Source organism: Teichococcus oryzae, assembly GCF_008386565.1.
Lineage (GTDB): Bacteria > Pseudomonadota > Alphaproteobacteria > Acetobacterales > Acetobacteraceae > Pseudoroseomonas > Pseudoroseomonas oryzae.
Genome location: NZ_VUKA01000068.1, coordinates 1 through 392, shown reverse-complemented (window position 1 = coordinate 392; position 392 = coordinate 1). Strand labels below are relative to the sequence as shown.

Here is a 392-nt window from a genome sequence, read left to right as displayed (position 1 = left end):
AACTACGGCATGCTGGAATACAAGCTGCAGAAGCTGGAAGCCGCCCTGCCCAACGCCGATTTCGGCTATCGGGTCCGCATCCTCGAGGATTGGCGGAACGCAGGCTATCCTTCCGCCGCCTTCGCCCCCCTGGGTCATGCCGCGCCGCCGCCGCACCTGTCCTCCGTGCGGCAAAGCCTGGCGGATCTTGTTCTGGCCATGAAGCGTTCCGCCGAGCACCGCCTCCCGCGCCTGGTCCATGCCCTGCGCCCCGTCTACCGCACCGCCACGCTGCGCCATCTCCGCTCACGCGGGGATCGTTGAGGCGCGGGCCATGCGCAGGCTGTGTATTTTTTCGTTTTACGATCCGCATGGGGTTGTGGACGATTACGTTGTTTACTTGCTGGAGAAGC

1 protein-coding gene is annotated in these 392 nt (G+C 64.3%); it reads left to right on the top strand.

From position 1 onward, the window contains the following. The coding region (locus F0Q34_RS22225; protein ID WP_206668131.1) for a hypothetical protein at window positions 1-303 on the top strand (303 nt) is incomplete at its 5' end. Window positions 304-392: the final 89 nt, after the last annotated feature.